At 58.0% G+C, this 17,737-nt stretch carries 14 protein-coding genes; 9 read left to right on the top strand and 5 right to left on the bottom strand.

Annotated features, from left to right (window positions below; all coding sequences use genetic code 11):
- Positions 1–3: 3 nt before the first annotated feature.
- The 4 genes from MUN82_RS07460 to MUN82_RS07445 form a co-directional block, all read right to left on the bottom strand.
- Positions 4–861, bottom strand: coding sequence for a BLUF domain-containing protein (locus MUN82_RS07460; protein WP_245096308.1), 858 nt, complete (start codon positions 859–861; stop codon positions 4–6).
- A gap of 158 nt (positions 862–1,019) precedes the next feature.
- The gene (locus MUN82_RS07455) at positions 1,020–2,510 is read right to left on the bottom strand and encodes a carotenoid oxygenase family protein (RefSeq protein ID WP_245096306.1); all 1,491 of its coding nucleotides are present in this window, start codon (positions 2,508–2,510) and stop codon (positions 1,020–1,022) included.
- Between the two features lie 60 nt (positions 2,511–2,570).
- The gene (locus MUN82_RS07450; RefSeq protein WP_245096305.1) at positions 2,571–2,978 is read right to left on the bottom strand and encodes a response regulator; all 408 of its coding nucleotides are present in this window, start codon (positions 2,976–2,978) and stop codon (positions 2,571–2,573) included.
- Complete coding sequence (locus MUN82_RS07445; RefSeq protein WP_245096303.1) at positions 2,965–4,482, bottom strand: sensor histidine kinase; 1,518 nt, start codon at positions 4,480–4,482, stop codon at positions 2,965–2,967. The genes MUN82_RS07450 and MUN82_RS07445 overlap by 14 nt, the downstream gene beginning before the upstream one ends.
- Before the next feature lie 627 nt (positions 4,483–5,109).
- Here MUN82_RS07445 and MUN82_RS07440 point away from each other — a divergent pair.
- The 9 genes from MUN82_RS07440 (at position 5,110) to MUN82_RS07400 (ending at position 16,967) form a co-directional block, all read left to right on the top strand.
- Positions 5,110–8,277: a tetratricopeptide repeat protein gene (locus MUN82_RS07440; protein WP_245096302.1), complete on the top strand. Its 3,168-nt coding sequence runs from the start codon at positions 5,110–5,112 to the stop codon at positions 8,275–8,277.
- A 264-nt stretch (positions 8,278–8,541) separates the two neighbouring features.
- Positions 8,542–10,242 carry a TonB-dependent receptor gene (locus MUN82_RS07435; protein ID WP_245096300.1) on the top strand — a complete coding sequence of 567 codons (1,701 nt, stop codon included), beginning with the start codon at positions 8,542–8,544 and terminating at the stop codon, positions 10,240–10,242.
- 171 nt (positions 10,243–10,413) lie between these two features.
- Positions 10,414–11,625 (top strand): HU domain-containing protein, encoded by a 1,212-nt coding sequence (locus MUN82_RS07430; protein ID WP_245096298.1) that lies wholly within the window; start codon positions 10,414–10,416, stop codon positions 11,623–11,625.
- 6 nt (positions 11,626–11,631) lie between these two features.
- Positions 11,632–12,336: a MotA/TolQ/ExbB proton channel family protein gene (locus MUN82_RS07425; RefSeq protein WP_245096296.1), complete on the top strand. Its 705-nt coding sequence runs from the start codon at positions 11,632–11,634 to the stop codon at positions 12,334–12,336.
- 122 nt (positions 12,337–12,458) lie between these two features.
- Positions 12,459–12,857 carry an ExbD/TolR family protein gene (locus tag MUN82_RS07420; RefSeq protein ID WP_187321117.1) on the top strand — a complete coding sequence of 133 codons (399 nt, stop codon included), beginning with the start codon at positions 12,459–12,461 and terminating at the stop codon, positions 12,855–12,857.
- 124 nt (positions 12,858–12,981) lie between these two features.
- On the top strand, positions 12,982–13,893 hold the full coding sequence (locus MUN82_RS07415) for a hypothetical protein (RefSeq protein ID WP_245096294.1): 912 nt from the start codon (positions 12,982–12,984) through the stop codon (positions 13,891–13,893).
- Positions 13,894–13,971: 78 nt separating this feature from the next.
- A complete protein-coding gene (locus MUN82_RS07410; RefSeq protein ID WP_245096293.1) occupies positions 13,972–15,285 on the top strand; it encodes a bifunctional folylpolyglutamate synthase/dihydrofolate synthase in 1,314 nt (437 codons plus the stop codon).
- A 163-nt stretch (positions 15,286–15,448) separates the two neighbouring features.
- On the top strand, positions 15,449–16,111 hold the full coding sequence (gene trmB, locus MUN82_RS07405; RefSeq protein WP_245096291.1) for a tRNA (guanosine(46)-N7)-methyltransferase TrmB: 663 nt from the start codon (positions 15,449–15,451) through the stop codon (positions 16,109–16,111).
- Between the two features lie 16 nt (positions 16,112–16,127).
- Positions 16,128–16,967, top strand: coding sequence for a maleylpyruvate isomerase N-terminal domain-containing protein (locus tag MUN82_RS07400; RefSeq protein ID WP_245096289.1), 840 nt, complete (start codon positions 16,128–16,130; stop codon positions 16,965–16,967).
- A 3-nt stretch (positions 16,968–16,970) separates the two neighbouring features.
- On the opposite strand, the gene trpF is transcribed toward MUN82_RS07400, so the two are convergent.
- Positions 16,971–17,582: a phosphoribosylanthranilate isomerase gene (gene trpF, locus MUN82_RS07395; RefSeq protein WP_245096287.1), complete on the bottom strand. Its 612-nt coding sequence runs from the start codon at positions 17,580–17,582 to the stop codon at positions 16,971–16,973.
- Positions 17,583–17,737 lie beyond the last annotated feature (155 nt).

Raw genomic sequence — 17,737 nt, 5'->3', positions numbered from 1 at the left:
ACCCTATGCAGTCGCAAAAGTGACCAGCAAGTCTTGCAGGTCGGGGTCGTTAAGGGACAGACGCTCGGTGTGCTCCGGGTTGATATAGCCTAGGAAGGTGGCAAAGTCGGTAGGAGTAGCGGTACGAAATCCCATGGTCCATTGCGCAAACAACCGCTGCCCAACGGGACCATCCGCCAACTTGATGATGCCGGTATGACGGGCATCTCGCACAATACGGGTGAAGACTGTGCGCACACCAGTTTCCGGTCCTTCTAGCAACTGTATGATGTTACCTTGGCTGTAGAGAAGAATTCCCGTGAGGTTGTGGGCCGCGTTGAACGCCCGCGACTGTGTGAGCAGTTGCGTAAGCTCAGCATCGCCCATGGGCGCAGTAGCCCGGCTCTGATACATGAGGTGGTGCAGAGTGGCCTCGGTGCCGGCGGCAGTGCGCTGGGTAGGTCCGCTAGCAGACCGGCGCAGTCGCAGGATACGCTCGATGGTCCGCGCATCCAGAGGCTTACTGAAAAAACCAGCCACATTTTGATAGCCGGCCGCTCGGGCCCGGTCTTCCGGATTGATAGAAGAGGTGAGCACCATAATGCACACTGGCTCGCCTACTGTTAGGTGGTTGCACGCATCCAAAAATTCCCAGCCATCCATGAGTGGCATGTTCAAATCCAGCAGAATAAGGCTGGGCATCGAAGCCGTACTATGCTGGCGCGCAGCAGTTAGGTGGTCAAGGGCCTGCTGCCCGTTGCCATAGAGTTGAACCCGGCTGTTGGTCAGGGCTTTTTCCAGTAGAATTCTTGTGATGGTGGCAGTGGTGCTGTCATCCTCAATCACATAAATAAGGTCAGTATCAGGGGTAGAACTAAGCATAACAGGCTACGTATAGGGTGGGGCTTATAGGAGAGCGGGTAGGCTAAAGTACAACTTCGTGAATTCTGCAACTAAGCAAAAAGCATGGCAAGCCAAGGCATGGTTGAGGTTGGAGAGGTTCTGCTGACTTTCAAAAATTCAATTAGTTGGAAAACGAATTAGTGCAAGCCACCCACTTCGTCGGGTAGCCATATGCCGTGAAACCCCAGTGGAATATGGTGTGGGAGCCGTAGGCGGGCTATCGTAACCAATGTGGCCGCATCGCCCACCAGCAGCTCGGTGCAGTTACTAGTCGCGTCAAACCGTAGGTATAGCACATAGCCCGCGTCTTCGGGTGGGGGCGTGTGGCCGGGCGCTGCTGGCTGGGGCACTACCACCGGCTCGCTGCACAGTGTGCCAGGCTGGTAAGCAACGCGGACTTCGCCGGTTTGCACATCGAGCTTGAGCAGGTGGTCGAGCAAAGGTAGGGAGTGGTGCGGAGGGCGGCCAATGATCCAGGTATAGCGGTAGGGCTGGCCCAGCCGGTCGGGGTTGATTTCGGGTAGCTCGCCTTCGTAGTCTGAAATGGGCTGCCGTGTCACGGTGCCGCGCGTCAGGTCGAGGCGGAAGCGAACAAACCGGGCCTGCGTCTGATCGTCGGGCAGGTAGCCACTCAAATAGGCTTTGATGCTCAGCGTATCGGGGTAGTCCGGGAGTAGCAGCGCGTCGGCCACCAGCGTGCCATCCGCGTCTTGGTAGCCATTCACGAAGTGAAACACGAAACCAAACTCCGTCGTCAGGTGATGCGCTTGGCCATCGGGCGCCACCACTACTACCTGCGTGGGCTGGTCGCGGCCCACACGGATAGACGCCGCGGGCGAGGCCAGGCCCGTAAGCGCCCGCAGCACATCAAAGGCCACCGGCGTCAGGAAGAAAATCTGGTGGCCGCTCTGCGTCAACACAAAATCGTGGGCGAAGGTAGCGGCGGGCATGGGCAGTACGTGCGCGATGCGGGCTTGGCCTGCTGGGCTCACCTCGTAGAGCACCAACCGGTGCTGCCGGCCAGCTACCGTGCCAAAATTATGTAGTACGCCGGTGGTGGGGTGCACCTTGGGGTGCGCCGAAAACGGTAGCTCGGGCGTAATCCGTCGGTCGAGCCAGGAGAAGGGGTTGCGCAGCACGCCTTCGTAGTCGAAGCGGCCCAGCGTAGCCAGCGTGTCGGGGTCGAGGCGGTGGGGTAGGCCGCCTTCCCAAAGGGCCAGCAGCTGCCCACCGTGCGCTACCAGACTGGTATTGGCGGTATTCTTGAATTGCGTTTTGCCAAAATTGGCCCGCAAGCCACCGGGTAGGTTGGTGCCGAAGCTGCGGTAAAGCATACGGCCGGCCTTTTCTTCAGCCACCAACTCGGCGGTTTGCACGTGGCGGTTGCGGTAGCGCACGCGCTGCCCGTCAAATTGAAAGCGCGCCACCATGCCGTCGCCGTCAAATAGATGCTCGTAGGCCACGCCGTGGTGCTCGAAGCGTCCATTGCCGTTGCGCAGCAGGGTGCCTACCAAATCGGAGGGTAGGGCGCCCTCCACCAGTTCCAACTCCACATCATCGTATTCGGCAGCGGCGTGGCGGTTGGCCGCCAGGTAATCACCTAACACAGCGTAGCGGCGGACAGGCATAGGGGGTGGGGTAGGGAGAACAAGAACGGAAGATAACAAAGGTAGAAAGGCCAGGAGTAGCTAGTCGGCGCACGTTTGAAACAGCCGCTGCATGCGCTCCACATTGTGGTCGTCCAGCGGCTTCGAGAAGTAGCCGTGTACTTCCTTGTAGTGCGCAGCTTTGGTGATATCGTCGGGGTGGATGGAAGAGGTTAGAATAAACACGCACACGCTGGTGGGTAGGGGCAGGCCCGCAAACGCATCCAAGAACTCCCAGCCATCCATCAGCGGCATGTTCAGATCCAGCACAATCAAGTCGGGCAGATCCGCGCCATTATGGAGCGCCGCCGTGAGGTGGTCGTAGGCCCGCTGGCCATTGGCATACGTCTGGACCTTCTCGCAATGGAGCGATTTGCGGAGAATTAATTTAGTGATAGAGGACGTAATTGGGTCATCTTCTACCACATAAGCCAGCTTAGGCGTTTTCATTGAAAGACACTTTAAACGTAGACCCAATCCCCACTTCGCTTTCTACGGTAATGCTGCCCTGCATGGCTTCAATTTGATTTTTGGTGATGAACAGGCCCACCCCACGCGCGTCCTCGTTGTCGTGGAAGGTCTTGTACATGCCAAATAGCTTGGCGCGGTTTTTCACCAGATCGATGCCCAAGCCGTTGTCTTGCACCTCTAATACCGTGAAGCCGCCTTCCCGGTACGTGTGCAGCCGGATAACGGCCGGTCGGTGGGGCGACCGGTACTTTACCGCGTTGCTGATCAGATTCAGCAGAATACTATCGAGGTAGGCCGGCACAACGGTAATAGCGAGGCCGGCAGGTACGTGCACGTCCATCGTTATCTTGTGCTGGTGAATCAGCACGCTCAGCGCTTCCAAGGTTTTGTCGATTTCAGCTTTCAGCAAGCGCGACTCCTTGGGTTTATTGACGTTGCTGTTCACAGCAACAATATCACTGAGGTTGACGATGGTTTCGGCCAGCTTCTCGGTGCTGGTCTGGAGCATCTGCAAAAACATGTCGTGCTGCTCCTCGTCTTCGGCTTCCGTGAGCAGTTGCACCAGCGAGGTAAGGTTGGCTGAGTGCGAACGGATATTGTGGGAGATGATATAGGCAAAGTTTTGCAGCCGGATATTCTGTTGGCTGGTGATATCCAGCAGGTGCTGCGATTTTTGCAGGTTCTCTACTAGCAGCGTCACGTCGTAGCCCACGCATAGGATTTCGACCACCTCGCCCTGCTCGCTAAGAATTCCCTTCAGCTCCCAGTGGTTCGATTTGATGGTGTTGTCGGAAGAAAGCTTGCGCAGAATCACCTGGTGGCCTACCTCGGGCTCCTCGAAGCACCGCATCACCATAGCCAGGCACTTCTGGCGGTCTTCCTCTATGATGCTAAGTAGGGAGGAAGTACCGATAATATCCTGTTCGTACCCAAACCGCTCGTAGAAGATTTCATTGGCGTAGGTATAGTTGCCCTGCGTGTCGGTCTTCACAATATATACGGACTGGTTGCTCAGAATCAGGCCATAGTGATTGGCTATTTCCTGGGCGTAGGCCGCGGCGTGCTTTTCCTTCGTGATGTTGCGCAGCGCTACCAGCAGACGCGTGGGCGTGCCCTGCTCATTGCGCAGCAGCAAGCCCTGTCCGCGCAGCCACACCACCGAGCCATCCTGATGGGTGCACCGCAGCAGATGATCATACGAATGGTTGGGGTCTTGCAGGCAGGCCTCTAGATGCAGCTGGGCCACGGCCAAATCGCCGGGGTGCATCACGGTGCGCCAGGGGGTAGGGCCGGTGGGTATCTGCTCGGGCTCGTAGCCTAGCGTGCGCCAGAAGGTAGGGTTCACCCAGTTGTGCTCACGGGTAGACGCCTGTATATCTTGGTACCACAGCCCATCAAGCACCTGGGTCTGTAAAAAGTCGAAAATGACAGTATCTGCTAAAAAGCGTTGGTCTAACTCAGTTGCGGTATTGTCCTGATTCATGTGGTATAGCATACGATGCTGCACGCGTAGCGCAGCACTGACGGAGAAATGTCTCAACTACATAAGAGTAGGGCGTGTGGCGACCCACTAATCATGAGGGAAATAAACAGTGCCTGCAATAGTCTGGCCACAATAGCATAAATTGTACTTTATGATGTAATAAGCTTTTATTTTAGCTTTAATTAACTTTAATATTATAATTATATTTATGAAGAAGTAAAAACATAGTAGGTATTCAAGTTTTTCGACCACTAGCTGCTTTTTGCCGGGAGAAGCTGGCTTTCCCTCGGTAATCAGGCAGAAAAAGCGCCAGTAAGCAGTGCCGTGCAGCCGTTGGATATTATACAGGTGGTTGCTTGTAAATTGCTGAAATCAACTGGTCAACACAAGCTGAACCATACAAGCCAAACCAGTAGATAGCGCATAGCCGCCGCAAAGCATAGCGACCTGCAGCACATGTAGGACGACCAGTTGGAGGCTTTTAGTATTGTATGAGGTATATATACCAAAGCACAGAGTAGGGACGTTTCCGCTAGAAAGTAGTAATATTCCTACCCTCGCCCGGCAATTTTTCGCTACTTTTGGCCGATTCCGGGCGGATGGCGCCCCTTTCCGTAACGCCTCGTAATGAAGTTCATACCCCGTCTGGCGCTAGCTGCCTCGCTCAGCGCCGCCGTTCCGGCCGCCACCCTGGCCCAGCAAACACAGGTTTTCACCAACCCCGAACGCTACTACCAGGAAGGCCTGGAGCTGTTCGATAAGGCCAAATACGGCGCGGCCCAGCAGGCGTTTCGGCGCTACCTGGCCGCTACGGAGCGCCGCGCCGGCACGCAGCTCACCCAAGACCGCGGCGCCGACGCCGAGTACTACGATGCCGTAGCGGGCCTCTACCTGCTCCACCCCGACGCCGAAGGCCAGATGCTAGCATTTGCGGCCCATAATCCGGCTCACCCCCGAGCGGCATCGGCGTTTCTAGAGCTGGGCAAATTTTACTTCGCTAAGAAAGACTACCCCAAGGCCGTGGACTACCTGCAACGGGTAGAGGCCGATAACCTGGCCCTAGAGCAGCGGGGCGAAGCCGAGTTCAAGCTGGCCTACTCGTATTTTGCCCAGAAGGAGTTCGACAAAGCCAAACTGCTCTTCGACCGCAGCAAGCAGGGCAACCACCAGTACCGCTACGCCAGCAGCTACTACGCGGGCTACCTGGCCTATCAGGCCGGCGACTACGCCGCTGCTCGCCAGGACTTGGGTGTGGCCGAGCAAAACGATGCCTACCGCCCTGTGGTACCGGCCGTGATGAGCCAGATCTACTACAAAGAGGGCGACTACGACGGCCTGATTCGCTATGGCTCGGCAGCTCTGAACCAGACGCCGCCGCCGCAGTCGGCCGACGAAATCCAACTGCTGGTAGGCGACGCCTATTATCAGAAGCAGGATTTCAAGCAGGCGGCGCCTTACTTTACGCAGTACGCCAACGGCCGCAAGCGCATTGAGCCGGCGTTGCAGTACAAAATTGGGTATGCCAACTACCAGCTAGGCGACTACAAGAACGCCGCCAATAGCTTCAAGACTGTGGCAGCCCGCAAGGACTCGCTGGGGCAGAATGCAGCCTACCATCTGGGCCTGAGCTATTTGAAGCTCAACCAGAAGCAGCCCGCCCTCAATGCCTTCGACGCAGCTCGTAAGGCCACTTTCGACCAGCAGGTTACGGAAAATGCCACCGTGAAGTACGCCCAAATCAACTACGAGCTGGGCAACTCGCAGGAGGTAACCACCGTGTTGCAGGACTTCGACAAGCAGTATCCGCGTTCCAAAAACGCCGATGTGGTGGACGATTTGCTGAGCACCAGCTTCCTGAACTCGTCGGACTACACCAAGGCCATTGCCTATCTTGAGAAACTGAACTCGCTGAGCCCCAAATTGAAGGCTACCTATCAGCGCGTGACGTACTTGCAGGCGGCTACGCTTTACAACAACAGCCAATTTTCGGAGGCGCTGGCGCTGCTAGACAAATCGTTGAAATACCCGCAAGACGAGGCGCTGCGCGCCCAGGCGCAGGTATTGCAGGGCGAAATCTACAGCGTGGGCCAGCGCTACCCCGAAGCCATCCAGGCCTACGCGTCTGCGGCCCGCACCACCCGCTCGGGCGGCAGCGCCGACAATAGCATTGAGCAACAAGCCCGCTACGGCCTCGGCTATGCCTACTATAACACCAAGGACTATGCCCGCGCTAAGCCACAGTTTACGGCGTGGCTGGGAGATAAGTCGGCTCGGCCGGCTAACCCCAACTACTACGACGTGACCCTGCGTCTGGGAGACATTGCCTACGTGGATAAGACCTACCCACAGGCGCTGAGCTACTACGACAAAGTGATTCAGGCTAACGCCGCCGACAAGGACTACGCCTACTACCAGAAAAGCGTGGTGCTGGGCCTGATGGGCAAGCGCGACGAGGCCGCTGGTACGCTCAGCACCTTGCTGAAAACCAACCCCAACTCGCGCTACGCCGAGCAGGCCGTGTACCAGCAGGCCGAGCTGGACTTCCAGGGTGCTAATTTCCAGGCCGCGGTGGATGGCTTCTCTCGCTTATTGAAAGCTCGCCCCAATAGCGCCCTGGCTCCGCAGGCCCTACAAAAACGCGGCGTAGCCTACGCCAACCTGGAGCAGCACGACAAGGCTGTGGCCGATTTTGAGCAGGTACTCAATCAATACCCCGGCACGCAGGCTGCCAACAGCGCCCTGTATAGCTTGCAGGAAAGCCTCACGGCTCTGGGCCGCACAGAGGAATTTGATAAGTATCTGGCGCAGTTCAAGCAGCAAAATCCGCAGAGCAACGCGGCCGTGAGCGTGGAGTTTGAAGCCGCCAAGTCGCTGTACCTGGCCGAAAAGTATGCCCAAGCCATTCCGCGCCTGGAAAGCTACCTGAAGCAGTATCCGAGCAACGCTCTGGCCGCTGACGGCCGCTACTATCTGGCTGATTCTTACCTGCAAACCGGCAAATCGGCCGAGGCCCTGCCTCGCTTGAAGGCCGTAGTGGAGGAGAACAAAAGCGAATTTGTGAACCGTGCCGTGAGCCGCGTGGCCGACCAGGAGTATGCTAACAAGAACTACCCCGAGGCCATTAAGTACTTCCAGCGTCTGCGCGAATCCAGCACCAACAAGCGCGAAGTGGCCAACGCCGGGGTAGGGCTGATGAAGAGCTACTATGAAAGCGGCGACTACGAAGGCACCCGCCGCGTGGCTCAGGAGTTGATTGCGCAGAGCGGCGCCTCGCTGAGTGCGGCCGGTGCGGCACCGCTCTACCTGGGCAAAGCCAGCTACAAAGCTGGTAACCTCGATCAGGCCATCACGGAGCTGAACAAAGCCGCCACCGGCACCGACGAAAACGCCGCCGAAGCCCAATACACCGTGGCCCAGATTCTGTTTGAGCAGAAGAAGTACGACGACGCGCTGGACGCCGCCTACAAAACCAACGCCTCGGCTTTCGAGACGTGGCAGGGTAGGGGCTTTCTGCTGATTGCCGACATCTACGCCGCCCAGGGCGACACGTTCCAGGCCCGCGCCACGCTCAACTCCATCATCGACAACAACTTCCCTCTGGCGGAAATCGTGGAAGGTGCCAAGACGCGCCTGGCTGCCCTGCCGGCCGAGGGTAGCAGCACGGCGCCGGCCAAGCCAGCGGCCGCACCAGCCCCCACTACTACAAAAAAGCCTACTACCCGCCAATCGGCGCCGGCGCGTAGCAACCTCACGCCTGCCACTGCCCCACCTGATTCTACGGCCACGCCGCGGTAGGTTCGGAGGGTAGCGAAAATTAGCTATCATCCTGAGCATGTGGCGCATCAAGCCAGTGCCGAAGGACCTTCTCACGCAAGGTCGACAAGCGCAACAACGACTTGTTCTGCGGGCATAAGGTCCTTCGCAAGCTCAGGATGACAGATGATTTTCACTGTCAATTATTCCTTGAAAAATAAAAACCGCCTACCCCGTCGTCTGGCTCCCCCTCTCCCCGCGGAGAGGGGGCCGGGGGGTGAGGTCCCACGCCAGCACAATCATTCCATGAAACGAATTACGTACCATACCTACCTAGCTCTGGCTGCACTGGCTGCCGCGCCACTTGCCGCCCAGGCGCAGAAAAAGCCTGGCGGCAAGATCGAAGAGGCCGAGGTGGAGATTGTGAAGGAGCGCGTAAATCAATTGCCTGAGGCCGCCCGCAACTACGAGAAGGTGCGCATTGAGCCGCCCGCCAAGCAAGCCGCCGCCACCACCTACAACTACCCCGATTTCCGCCTACCCACCGACCGCCTCAACCCTGGGGTGCGCGTGCTCACCATCCGGCAGGAAGATTTGCTACCGCTCACCGGCAACTACGTGAAGGCCGGCTTGGGCAACTACGGCACCGTCTACGGCAAGGCCTACCTGCATAACACCCGCGACGACCGCGCTAGCTACGGGCTGGATTTCAGCCACCTGTCGTCGTCGCGTGGGCCGATTGACAAGCAGAATTCCCGCCAGAGCCAGACCCGCCTGGGGCTGAATGGGGAGAATTACTATGGCCCTGTGGCGCTGGGCGCTAAGCTGGACGTGGGGCGCGAGCGGTACAACTTCTACGGCTACAACCGCAACGTACCCGACCTGCCCGATGATCCGGACGCGCTGAAGCAAGTGTTCTACCGCGCCGCGGCCAAGGTGTACGTGCGCAACCGCTCCGCCGACGCTCCTTTTCAATATGATCTAGGGGTAGGGTTCAACTACTGGAAAGACCAGTTTGAAGCCCGCGAAAGCAACTTCAACATCGGCTTCAAATCAGCGTATTCGCTGGCCGAGAAAGGCCGTGTGGTGGTGAATGGCGACCTGTCGTTTATTTCCCAGCAGGATTCTATTGGAACCGTGAGCCGGCCGTTTGTGCAGATTGCGCCCAGCTACGAGGTAATCCTGAACCGTCTGGCCATTTCGGTAGGGGCCAACCTGGGCTACACCGGCGACACGGTAAACAACCGAGACCAGTTTAAAGTGTATCCGGCCGTGCGCGTGGGCTATACTGTTACGGAGGATAAGTTTCTGGTGTACGCGGGCCTGGGTGGCGCCTTGCAGCGCGTGACGCTCTACGACCTGACCACCGAAAACCCTTGGCTGGCCAAGAACCAGCATGTAGCCGACACTCGCCGTGGCCCTACCCTCTACGTGGGCTTCAACTCCACGCCTGTACGCAACCTGGAGCTGAACGCCAAAGTGACGGTTTCCAACGACCAAAACCTGTATTTCTACAACAACAACGCCCGCGACACCACCAAGTTTGACTTGGTGTACGACGACAAATCGACGCAGTTACTGCAGGTGCACGCCGAGGCGCTCTACAACGCCGCCGAGAAGTTTCGGCTGGGCCTAAAGGCTGACTACAACGGCTATAATACCAAAACCCTGGCCGAGGCTTTCCACCGGCCTAAGTTCCAGACCAGCATCTTCGGCAGCTACAACGCCGGCGAGAAGCTACGCCTGGGCGCCGAGCTGTATACCTACAGCGCCAGCTATGGTACGGGCTACCGGCAGGTGCTCACGCCGGCCGGCACCGTGCGCCAGCGGGTAGTGCTGCCTACTAGCTCCGTAATAGACCTGAACCTGAAGGCTGATTACCGATTCTCGGAAAATCTGTCAATCTTTGCTTTGGGCAATAATTTGCTCAACCGCCAATACCAGTACTTCCTGAACTATCCGGTGAAAGGAATTAACGTTTTGGCGGGTGTCACGTATGATTTTTAACCGCTCATTGTGTTAATGCCTGATTCCGCGTCGCGTTGCTATACCATGTAAGACCTTTCCGGTCTTCCTCCCTTGCTGTAGTGCAAGAGGGTAGGGAGACCGGAAAGGTTTTCGATTTTAAGCGGCTGACCCGTATTTTGGCGTTTCTGTTACTCTCTGACCCTTCTGCCCGTGCAGCTTTCCAACCATATTCACACCCTGCTCCAACACCATGATTGCGTCATCATCCCCGAGTTTGGCGGATTGATTGCCGAGTATGCTCCCGCGCAGATTCATCCGGTGCGCCACACCCTGGCGCCGCCTACCAAGCGGGTGGCTTTCAATCAGTCGCTCACCCGCAATGATGGGCTGCTGGTGGATGCCTTGAGCCGTGCCTTGGGCGTGAGTACCGGGCAGGCCCGGCAGCTGGTGCAGGAGGCCGTGGCACGCCTGCGTGCTGAACTGGAAACCCAACAGCGGGCCGAGTTGCCCGGTATTGGCGTGTTCCGGCAGGCGGCGGGCCGAGGGCTGGATTTTGAGTATACGGGCTCCCAAAGCTTGCTCTCCGCCAGTTACGGCCTACCCGAGTTGGTGTCGCGGCCGGTGCGCGCTACGGATGCGCTGCTGGCACGCGAGCGACAGCCCGCCGTGCCCCAACTGGCTGCGGGGCGCCGTGCCCGGCGCCTGTGGCAGTCGGCGGCCGTGGCAGTAGTGGTAGGGCTGGCGCTATCGGCGCAGTACTTGTACATTCTCAACTTGGATTTCCTGCCCGACGCGCTACGCTTTACCAGCAGCGTTCCGGCACAAACGGAGCTATCAGCACCAACTGCGGTGCGGCCCATGCGCCAGCAGGCTACCCTGTCGCCCCGCCCCGATAACAACGAGGCAACGTGGTCGACAACGGTAGCAGATGCACCCGTAGAAACACCTGCTACTGTAACCGCGGAGGACGAAGCCACTGCGGCGGCGTGGGAAAAGGAGGCAACTGCTCCCGCACCAGCACCTGCAGTAGCTACGCCCGCCGCCAAAAAGGTTGCTCCGGTGGCCACCACCCCGGCCGCACCAGCTAAGCCCGCTGTAGCGGCTACAAAACCTGCAGCAGTAGTCCCTGCCAAAGCTGTAGCACCCGCCGCCACACCGGCTGCCGCTACCGAAACCACAATTAAAAGCCGAACGGGTCGTTTCTACATTATTGCCGACGTGTTCAACTCCCTGCCCAAAGCCCAGCAGCGCGTGGCGCAGCTCAGCAAGCAAGGACAAACTGCGCAAATTATTCTGCCATCGGCAACCAGCCGTTACTACCGCGTGTCAGTAGGTAACTACACCGATAAGTCAACGGCTACCGCGCACCTGACGCAGTTGAAAAAGTATTCTAGTTCTTCTCCCTGGGTTCTCCCTTATTAAGTTAGCATGAGTGCATTTCTGCTGCAGATTACCACTGCCGCCACCGTAGCCGCCGACTCTGCCGCCGCGGCTACCAACGTTCCCGTTGCCGACTCCGCCGACCTCTCCCTGCTCGACCTGATTTTGAAGGGCGGCTGGATTATGATTCCCATTTTCCTGCTGCTGTTCGTCACGGTCTACCTTATTCTGGAGCGCTACCTCACCATCCGCAAGGCCGCCCTAATGCCCTCCGGCTTTATGGGTAGCATCAAGAGCCTGATGGTACGTGGCGACTTGCAGGGCGCCAAAATGCTCTGCGCGCAAACACCCTCACCGCTCGCGCGCATGATTGAAAAGGGTATCCGCCGCATTGGCCTACCCTTGCAGGAGATTGAAGCCAGCGTGGAGAACGTAGGCAAAATTGAGGTAGCCCGCCTCGAAAAAGGCATTGGCGTGCTTGGCATCATTGCCGGCATTGCGCCCATGCTGGGCTTCGTGGGTACTATCATCGGCGTTATCAAGATTTTCTATTCCATCTCTACCACCGGCGACTTCGGCATCGCGCAGATTTCGGGTGGTCTATACACCAAGATGGTTACCTCCGCCGCGGGTCTCATCGTGGGTATCATTGCTCACATCGGCTACCACTGGCTCAGCATTATGGTTGAAAACCTAGTGGTGCGCATGGAGAACTCTGCCGTGGAGTTCATGGATATTCTACAAGATAATTAGGAGTAGAATGGTGAACTGGTGAAATAGTGAGTTTGATGTTTTGCTTGCACGAACTACACTATTTGCGCGAGTAAAACGTCAAACTCACCATTTCACTAGCTCACCATTTCACCATTTAGCACATGAATCTCACCCGTCGCCGGAAGCTTTCTTCGCACGTCGAGACCAGCTCGATGAACGACATCATGTTCTTCCTGATGCTGTTCTTCTTGATTGTGAGTACGATGGTGAACCCGAACGTGATTAAGCTGATGCTGCCGAATGCCCGCTCTGGCAAGGCTGTGATGAAGCAGACCATTAACGTGTCGGTGAATGCCAACGGGGAATACTTTATTGACCGCCAGCCGGTCACGGCGGCTACTCTAGAGCAGGAGTTAGGCAACCGTGTGCAGGGCCAAGAAAACACCACCGTGGTGCTGCGCGTCGACTCCGGCCTGAACGTACAAAAGCTGGTAGACGTACTGGAAATCGGCAACCGTCTGAAAATCAAAATGGTCATGGCCACGCAGGCGCAAAAGTAAATGGTGAGATGGTGAAATGGTGAGTTTGACGTTCTGGCTATCCTGCTTGCGCGAACTGCTCTAGTAGCACCAATAGAACATCAAACTCACTATTTCACCATCTCACTATTTCACCACCCACTCTATGGCAACTCACCGCGAAGAGCACCGCCGCGAGGCCCTTCTGGGCGCCGTGATTATTCATGGCGTGCTGGCTGTGGTGTTGGTGTTCACTGTATTCAAAGGTCCCGATCCGCCGCTGACATTTGGGGGCGATGGGGTGGAATTGAACTACGGTATCGACGAGGCTGGTTCGGGCGATATTCAGAGCCTGGCTACGGCCAACGACTCGCGCAACCGCGAAGACAGCCGCCCGCCTGCCAACAATCCGTCGCCCCAGCCGCGGGCCGCGCCCGTAACGCCGCCACCCAGCCCGCCCCAGCCAGCGGTGCAGGAGAAAATAGTGACCAGCGAAGCCGAGGAAAGTCCCGTATCGGTGCCGCCCGTCACTCGGGCTACGCCTCGGCCTACCTCCGAGCCACCTCGCGAGGTGGTGCGGGAAGAGCCGCCGCCCAAGCCCGCCCCCAAACCCCGCACCCTCTACACGCCCCGCGGTAGTGCCTCGGGCGGCGGCAACGGTGTGAATGGCACCAGCAACACGCCCACTGGCAACAACAACGGCGACCGGCCCGGCAGCGTAGGCGACCAGGGCGACCCACGCGGTACCCTCAACGCCAAAGCGCTCTACGGTCAACCCGGCAGCGGTGGTAGTGGCAGCAGCCCCGGTGGTGGTGGTAGTGGTTTAGAAATGGGAGGCTGGGGTTACGTAAGAACGCCTTCCCCGCCTGCGGTAGATAATGCCTCTGGGTTTGTGCGTTTCCGTATCAGAGTGAATGCGGATGGTGAGATTGAATCCATTGTCAAAGTGGCTGGTAACGTATCGGCTGCACAGGAAAAGGCCTGCCGGGATGCCTTGCAAAACGCTGAATTCAGGCGTACTACAGCTGGCTCAGGTGGCGGTACAGGTTTCGCTACATTCCGGATTACAGTGCAGTAGAGCCACTTTCTGCTACTTTTGCAACGCCGCCGACTGGGTTTCCGGTCGGCGGCGTTTTCCTTCTAGCCCCCGCTGCACATGACGTACCGTGAAACCCTCGACTACCTTTACCAACAGTTGCCCATGTACCAGCGGGTAGGGGCAGCAGGCTTCAAAAAGGGGCTGGGTAATACCGAGGCGCTGGCCGAAGCAATGGGGCATCCGGAGCGAAAATTTCGTGCCGTGCACGTGGCTGGTACCAATGGCAAGGGGAGTAGCTCCAACATGTTGTCCGCTGTGCTACAAGCAGCAGGCTACCGGGTAGGGCTCTACACGTCGCCGCACTTGCGCGAGTTTACAGAGCGTATCCGCCTCAACGGGCAGGAGCTGGCGCCCGACTACCTGGTGCAGTGGGTAGCGAAATGGCGGCCGTTGTTCGAACAGATCCAGCCATCGTTTTTTGAGATGTGCGTGGCCCTAGCTTACTCGTATTTTGCCGAGGAGCAGGTAGATATTGCTGTAGTGGAGGTAGGACTAGGCGGTCGGCTGGACTCCACCAACATCATCACGCCGCTGGTCTCGCTTATCACCAACATCAGCTACGACCACCAGGCCATGCTGGGCGACACGCTGCCGCTGATTGCCGCCGAGAAAGCCGGCATTATTAAGTCCGGCGTGCCAGCCATCATCAGCCAAACTCAGCCGGAGGTAGTGGAAGTGTTTCAGCAGAAAGCCCAAGCAGAACAAGCACCGTTGCTCTTTGCCGACCAGCACTACCAGGTGTTGCAGCCGGTTGGCACTACGGCCACCGATGCGGCTACTCAACTCGTAGACGTGCAGCGCCACGACGCGCCCTACCTAGCTCAGTTAGAGCTAGGCTTGCTGGGTGACTACCAACGTCTGAACCTAACCGGCGTGCTGGCGACGATAGAGGAATTGCAACAGCAAGGATTCACGATTTCTGAGGAAGCCCTGCGCACGGGTCTGCGTGAGGTGAGTCGCCGAACGGGTTTTGCCGGTCGCTGGACCATCATCGGCCGCCGGCCGCTCACTATCTGCGACACGGCGCACAACGAAGCCGGCCTGCGCCTGACCATGCACCAGCTGGCCCAAGTGCCGCATCAGCAATTGCACCTCGTGCTAGGGATGGTAAACGACAAGGACGTGACGCCCGTGCTGCACTTGCTGCCCCCGGAGGCTACCTATTATTTCTGCCAAGCCAGCATCCCGCGGGCGTTGCCGGCCGAGACCCTGGCGGCTCAGGCAGCCGGGGTAGGGCTGCACGGCACGGCCTACCCCACGGTGGCCGCCGCGGTGCAGGCAGCCCGCGCCGCTGCCACACCCGAAGACGTACTCTACATTGGGGGTAGTACTTTTGTAGTAGCCGAAGTAGACGACCTACAACAGCTTTAGAAAAGAACTCTTATAAAAACTGTCTGTCATTCTGAGCTCGCGAAAGACCTTCTTACGCGTGAACGACAGGCTTATCAACGACTCATCCTCACGTGAGAAGGTCCTTCGCAAGCTCAGGATGACAGGCGTGTTACCATTCAAAACTTCACTATTTCACCATTCCGTGAGTCGAATTAAACTCATCCGCTTTGCGGAGAATGCCAACCGTCCGGATATTGTAGAGCCCGGCAAGGATACCTATCAGCAATTGGGTGGGCGTTGGCACGAAGCGTTTTTTCAAAACAACCATCCCATTACCCTGGAGGTAGGCTGCGGCAAGGGCGAGTACACGGTGGGCCTGGCCGAACGCTACCCTGAGCGCAACTTTCTGGGCCTCGATATCAAGGGCGACCGAATTTGGCGGGGAAGCACCCGTGCCGAGGCGTTGGGCCTCACGAACGTGGGCTTTGTGCGCACCCGTGCCCACGACCTGCTCACGCACTTCGCGCCCGGCGAGCTGGCCGAAATCTGGATTACCTTCCCCGACCCGCGCCCCCGTGACCGGGACATCAAGCGCCGCCTCACCTCGCCGCGCTTTCTGGATTTGTACCAGCAGGCCTTACAGCCCAGCGGCCTCATCCACCTCAAAACCGACAACGAAGGCTTGTTCGACTACACACTGGAGGTGCTGCACGAGCGACCTGGCGTTACCATCCTGGCCCACACCAAGGACCTGTACGCTACGCCTGAACTGCTACCTCATGCTGAGGACATCCAGACTACCTTCGAGCGCAAGTACCGCACGCTGGGCGTGCCGATTAAGTACGTGCAGTTTACCGTGAGCTAAGACCCTTCCGTTCGTTATGGCGCTGCTTCTTGTTCCGGATACGCTCCACCTGTTTCCCATCTTAGACGTCCACTTATTGGCGGTTTTGCAGTCATTACAGCCCGCCGACTGGCAGCGGCCCACAGTAGCACCGCAGTGGGACGTGCAAGCGGTAGCCCTGCATTTGCTGGATGGGAACCTGCGCACGCTCTCCATGCTGCGCGACGGGTATTTTGGGATGGCTGGGCCGGCCAGTCCTTCCTACGACGATGTGGTAACCTACCTGAATCGGCTGAACGTGGAATGGGTAACGGCTGGCCGGCGCCTGAGTCCAAGTGTCATTCGCTGGCTGCTGGAGCTAAGCGGCCAGCACTATACTGCCTACCTCACCAGCCTTGACCTGGACGCGCCAGCGACTTTTGCCGTGGCTTGGACCGGGGAAGAAACCTCGAGTAATCGGTTTCACATTGCCCGCGACTATACCGAGAAGTGGCATCATCAGCAGCAAATCCGGCTGGCGGTAGGGCAGACCGATGTGCTCTTGCAACCGGAGCTGTACCAGCCTTTTTTGCTGACCTGTTTGCAAGCGCTGCCCCATCACTACCGCGCTGTGGAAGCGCCCCCCGGCACAGTAATTCAGGTGACCATCACCGAACCGGGGGCGGTAACCTGTTACGTGCACCGAACGGAAAAGGCGTGGCAGTTGCTTGCTGCGTATCCGGGTGAAAGCACAACGACCATCACGCTGGCAGGCGCAGCGGCATGGCGTCTGTTCACCAAAAGCTTGCCGCCCGCGCAAGCCGCGGCGCACGCGCACGTAACAGGCAACATGCAGTTGGCCGATCCATTCTGGCGACTTGTCACCGTGATGGGATAGGGCTTATTCTTCTAATGCTTCAAACACTGCTTCCAACTCCGTAAAATCGCGCAGGCCCGGCTTAATTTCGTCGCCGCCGGAAAGAATGAAGCCAGCAGGCTGCACAGTATCGAGCAAGGAAAGCACGTTGTCGGGTGTGATAGCACCGCTGAGCCACAGCGGAAAACGGGCGGCGGCTTCTGCCAGCTGCTGCTGAGTGGTAAGATCCAACTCCGGCGAATCCAGCGCAACCACCATCCCAACACCGGCCGGAAAAATAGTGCTATACTGCTGCGCCATCTCCTCGCGCTGAGCGCTGCTTAGGCTATCAGCGAGATTCACAGTCAGCAACGAGGCCACCGAAAGCGGCGTGGCGGGCAGCTGATGCAGCAACACTTCCTGAAGGCCACATTCCTCCACCAGCCGGTTGATTTCTGAAACAGGTTGCGCGTCGAACTCGCCCAGCAGCTTCACGCCCGCTACCCAACCGGCCAGTTCACTCATGAGGGTGGGGGTTACAGCATTAGGTAGGGTAGGGTCGAGGGTGAAGATGAGGCCGTCGGCGCCCATGCCAGCGCAATAGCGGGCGTCGGAGAGGTTGTTGATGCCGCGAACGAGAACGGGAATACGGAGCATGAAGGGTAGGGTCTTGAGGTCTGGGGGCCTTGGGGTCTGGTTTTTTGGGCAGATGCCCGGCCCGCAAGTACCAGCCAGTTGAAAGTGCAAAGATTGGTCAAAAGTACGGTTGTCCTTTCGAGCGCAGTGCGGAATCCGGCGAATAATACTTGCGC

It is taken from the genome of Hymenobacter aerilatus (assembly GCF_022921095.1).
Classification (GTDB): Bacteria; Bacteroidota; Bacteroidia; order Cytophagales; family Hymenobacteraceae; genus Hymenobacter; species Hymenobacter aerilatus.
Note: the sequence above shows the minus strand (reverse complement) of the source record. Positions and strands in the feature narration are given on the sequence as shown.

Bases quoted from the DNA above. Each gene is read 5' to 3' on its own strand.
- MUN82_RS07420 (WP_187321117.1), top strand. From the start codon at position 12,459: ATGAATCTCACCCGTCGCCGGAAGCTTTCTTCGCACGTCGAGACCAGC.
- MUN82_RS07435 (WP_245096300.1), top strand. From the start codon at position 8,542: ATGAAACGAATTACGTACCATACCTACCTAGCTCTGGCTGCACTGGCT.
- MUN82_RS07440 (WP_245096302.1), top strand. From the start codon at position 5,110: ATGAAGTTCATACCCCGTCTGGCGCTAGCTGCCTCGCTCAGCGCCGCC.
- MUN82_RS07445 (WP_245096303.1), bottom strand. From the start codon at position 4,482: ATGAATCAGGACAATACCGCAACTGAGTTAGACCAACGCTTTTTAGCA.
- MUN82_RS07415 (WP_245096294.1), top strand. From the start codon at position 12,982: ATGGCAACTCACCGCGAAGAGCACCGCCGCGAGGCCCTTCTGGGCGCC.
- MUN82_RS07450 (WP_245096305.1), bottom strand. From the start codon at position 2,978: ATGAAAACGCCTAAGCTGGCTTATGTGGTAGAAGATGACCCAATTACG.
- MUN82_RS07460 (WP_245096308.1), bottom strand. From the start codon at position 861: ATGCTTAGTTCTACCCCTGATACTGACCTTATTTATGTGATTGAGGAT.
- MUN82_RS07425 (WP_245096296.1), top strand. From the start codon at position 11,632: ATGAGTGCATTTCTGCTGCAGATTACCACTGCCGCCACCGTAGCCGCC.
- trpF (WP_245096287.1), bottom strand. From the start codon at position 17,582: ATGCTCCGTATTCCCGTTCTCGTTCGCGGCATCAACAACCTCTCCGAC.
- MUN82_RS07400 (WP_245096289.1), top strand. From the start codon at position 16,128: ATGGCGCTGCTTCTTGTTCCGGATACGCTCCACCTGTTTCCCATCTTA.
- MUN82_RS07455 (WP_245096306.1), bottom strand. From the start codon at position 2,510: ATGCCTGTCCGCCGCTACGCTGTGTTAGGTGATTACCTGGCGGCCAAC.
- MUN82_RS07410 (WP_245096293.1), top strand. From the start codon at position 13,972: ATGACGTACCGTGAAACCCTCGACTACCTTTACCAACAGTTGCCCATG.